Origin of the sequence: Candidatus Infernicultor aquiphilus (assembly GCF_002784285.1) — a bacterium.
Taxonomy (GTDB): Bacteria; Atribacterota; Phoenicimicrobiia; order Phoenicimicrobiales; family Phoenicimicrobiaceae; genus Infernicultor; species Infernicultor aquiphilus.
Map to the genome: position 1 here is coordinate 1 of NZ_PFKO01000372.1, position 2,113 is coordinate 2,113.

At 33.2% G+C, this 2,113-nt stretch carries 3 protein-coding genes and 1 pseudogene; all 4 read left to right on the forward strand.

What is annotated here, in order from left to right; all coding sequences use genetic code 11:
• Nucleotides 1–288: 288 nt before the first annotated feature.
• The 4 genes and pseudogenes from COZ07_RS10475 (at nt 289) to COZ07_RS10490 (ending at nt 1,557) form a co-directional block, all read left to right on the forward strand.
• Nucleotides 289–513: a type II toxin-antitoxin system HicB family antitoxin gene (locus tag COZ07_RS10475; RefSeq protein ID WP_406608513.1), complete on the forward strand. Its 225-nt coding sequence runs from the start codon at nt 289–291 to the stop codon at nt 511–513.
• Nucleotides 506–702 (forward strand): annotated as a pseudogene (locus COZ07_RS10480) (type II toxin-antitoxin system HicA family toxin). Before COZ07_RS10475 ends, COZ07_RS10480 begins: the two are co-directional and overlap by 8 nt.
• 302 nt (nt 703–1,004) lie before the next feature.
• The gene (locus COZ07_RS10485; RefSeq protein ID WP_406608514.1) at nt 1,005–1,289 is read left to right on the forward strand and encodes a type II toxin-antitoxin system Phd/YefM family antitoxin; all 285 of its coding nucleotides are present in this window, start codon (nt 1,005–1,007) and stop codon (nt 1,287–1,289) included.
• A complete protein-coding gene (locus tag COZ07_RS10490; protein ID WP_406608515.1) occupies nt 1,264–1,557 on the forward strand; it encodes a type II toxin-antitoxin system RelE/ParE family toxin in 294 nt (97 codons plus the stop codon). The genes COZ07_RS10485 and COZ07_RS10490 overlap by 26 nt, the downstream gene beginning before the upstream one ends.
• The last annotated feature ends 556 nt before the right edge of the window (nt 1,558–2,113 follow it).

The following is a 2,113-nucleotide window of genomic DNA, read 5'->3' on the forward strand; positions in this document are numbered from 1 at the left end:
TACGGAAGAAACTTGCAAAAGAAGGAATTGATGCTGATTTTATTATCAAATCAAAAAAAGAAATAAATTACTATAAGACAAAGATAGGTAATGTTGTGAGAGAGGTTTTAAAAGAGGGAATAAGGTTATGATAGATGAATATGTCAAAAAATGGCTAATTAAAGCTCATAATGATTTAGAGGTTGCTGAAAATTTGATATTATAAAATAAGTGATGCATATTTATTAATATAAATAAACTCTCTATTATTATGCATCTATACATTGAAAGGAGACAGAAAAGTTGAATATGTCGTATAAAGTTAATGTAGTTATTGAGAAGAGTGAATATGGTTATTATGCTTATTGCCCGGAATTAGAAGGTTGTCAAACACAAGGCGATTCTTTGGAGGAAGTATTAAGCAATATAAAAGAGGCTATCGGGTTATATTTAGAGACATTGTCAAAGGATGAAATAAAAACTTTTTTAAGTAAAGAAATATTAACTACCTCTTTAGAGGTGAGAGTTGGCTAAACTACCAAGATTAAAAGCTCAGGAAGCAGAAAAATTGTTGTTTAAGGCTGTGGTTTCAAAATAATTAGAAGCAAAGGAAGCCACAGGATATATAAAAAAGGGTAAAGAAGAATAATTATACCTTTTCATAAAGATATAATATTGCATCCGAAGATTGTTAAGCAAGTTTTAAAAAGTATAAATGATTAATAATTAAAAAAGATAAGTTATTTTTTCCCAAAAGGTTCCCCCTACGGAAGCAGGGGAATCAATCTCAATCTACATTGGTCTTCTTAAAATTATTAATATTGAAACTATCCTTAAAAATTCTACCTAATTTCCTACCCCGAATTCCTTCGTGAAGGCTTGAACGAAGAGTACACCTTGGCGGATCTTTCGTCTATAGAGAATCGTCCCCTGTATTACTTGAATATGAAAATGTTTTGATTTTAAGTTCGTTTGTGATAGCATATAAGATATTAAATATAATATTAAAAAGGATGTGAATTGTAATGTCTATAAGTATTTCCGAAGACATAAAATCGGTTTCGGATTTAAAAAAGAAAACGAATGCAATCTTTAAGCAAATGCACCATACTGGCCGCCCAATTATCGTTACTGTAAACGGTAAGCCTGATGCTGTTTTGCTGGATGTAGAGGTTTTTGAGAAAAAGTTAAAATCGTTGAATCTTGGCATTCTATTGGCTGAGGCAGAAATGGATGTCAGAGATGGCCGTACCAGAGAAGCACGAAAATTTATAAAGGAGTTCAATGAGAGCACAAAGGTATCGCGTTGAGATTACCAAAACTGCTGAATCGGATATAGGAGAGATTTTTCAATACATTACAACTGACCACGAAATAGCGGCAAAGAAGCAATTTCCCATGCGCTGCCCGGTTATCCCTGAATCGAGGGAATTAGGAAAAGAGTATCGGCATATTATCTATGACAATTACAGGACTATCTTTAGAATTGACGATGCCAGGGTTATTATTATGCGAGTTATTTATAGTGCTCGATTGCTAAGTCTAAAAATGTTTGAAAAAGATACTGAAAAGACATGAACCCGACTTTAGATAATGAAAGCTTCACCTTCGAACTTGTTGAGAGGACAACCTGACTAATTTGAATCACCAACATTTTACAGTATAATTTTTACAAGTTCACATCTTGAACATTAAACTCTGTAATTGCGAGGGAGTGAAACGACCGAAGCAATCTCATCTTGCATCTGGTAATTTACACCTTTTTTATCTTTATGATATAAAATTCGCCTGTTCTAAAACGCAGATAATACAAGGGTTTCAGAGCCCTCTGGAAAATTTAAGAAATATTCATCACGCCAATTAGCACAAAAATAGGTAAAAAAGGGCTAAAAATAGCTTTTTTAGGTCTTGAAAGGCTTACTAGATAAGGCTTTCAAGCAATATCAACGTACAAGGCGTATAACGCATTTCTTTGAGGTGCTTAAGGTAAAACCCTATCTTTTTCCAAAAAACGCTTAAAATGACCCTTATTTTAGGTATAGTTCAAAGGGCTTATATTATATCGTCCACTATTACGTATTACTTTTGTTGGTTAGATTTCTTAATCGGTAGATAGGCCGATAGGCAGATTGGC